Genomic DNA, 1,070 nt, shown 5'->3' on the forward strand with positions numbered 1-1,070 from the left:
TGTAGTGTGGCATTCGCCATGCGAGAGTAGGACACTGCCAGGCACCCAATTAAACAATGATGTGCAAATTCATGTCATTGGCCGAGAGGATGACACCTCAGTAAGCGGCAAAAGATTTAGCGAAAAGCTAACCAAATAGCGGAGCGGTAGTTCAGTTGGTTAGAATACCGGCCTGTCACGCCGGGGGTCGCGGGTTCGAGTCCCGTCCGCTCCGCCAGTAATTTTAAAGGCCTTCCCAACTGGGAAGGCCTTTTTGCTATGGGCAGATTTTGCCCAGTGACCCGATGTTTGCACACCAGAGCGAACACCTAGCCCGGTCTCTTGCCTAGGCTTGGTCATTTTTAGTATCTAAAACAGCCAATGCTTGGCTTTTCCCCGCTGGAAGAGGGCGAAAAAGCCTGCTATTTCAACCATTTTCTATCTGTACCTCGACCTTGTCTGCTCAATTCACAACCATGTGAGCGGGGATAAGGTCAGTCAAATCAGGCTTCTGCCGCATGTTGGCTACAGGGCAGTTCCATATTGACCACCCCATCCTCCATCTGGACGTCGATCTTGAAGCCAAGCCGCTTGGCGAGGTTGACCATGCCGCGATTGCCGGGTGTGGTGGATTAATAAGGCTCTGTCCCAATTATGTGTTGAAAGGCTAAGCTTGAAGTAGGCCATCACCTTGAGGTCTACCATCATGGATACTCCAGCCTTTCAACACCTGTTGTCTCTCTTTCCACAGCTTACCCTGCGCCAACGCCGTGTTGCCCGGCAGGAGCTCACTGCGCCCCACGCCATTACCTCACTCAATACCCAGTTACCGGCATGCTGTGGCTGCCCACATTGTCAGGCCGATGCCAATCAGTTGGCTCCCTGGGGATGGAGTCGGGGACTACGTCGCTACCGTTGCAAACTGTGTCTGCGCACCAGCACCGTGCTGACCAAGACCCCCTTGGCCAGATTACGTAAAGCGCAGTGCTGGGAAGACTACGCGCAAGCCCTCATTGAAGGACTGACTGTCCGCCGGGCCGCTCTGCGTTGCGGGGTTAGCAAAAACACTGCCTTCCTCTGGCGTCACCGCT

At 54.2% G+C, this 1,070-nt stretch carries 1 protein-coding gene and 1 tRNA gene; both read left to right on the plus strand.

The annotated features are described in order from the left end of the window. Nucleotides 1-140: 140 nt before the first annotated feature. A tRNA-Asp gene (locus CF137_RS21305) sits at nt 141-217 on the plus strand. 468 nt (nt 218-685) lie between these two features. After that, nucleotides 686-1,070: IS1 family transposase (locus tag CF137_RS21310; protein ID WP_139721546.1), on the plus strand; the 385-nt coding region annotated here is incomplete at its 3' end.

Origin of the sequence: Aeromonas sobria (genome assembly GCF_006243315.1) — a bacterium.
Lineage (GTDB): Bacteria > Pseudomonadota > Gammaproteobacteria > Enterobacterales > Aeromonadaceae > Aeromonas > Aeromonas sobria_A.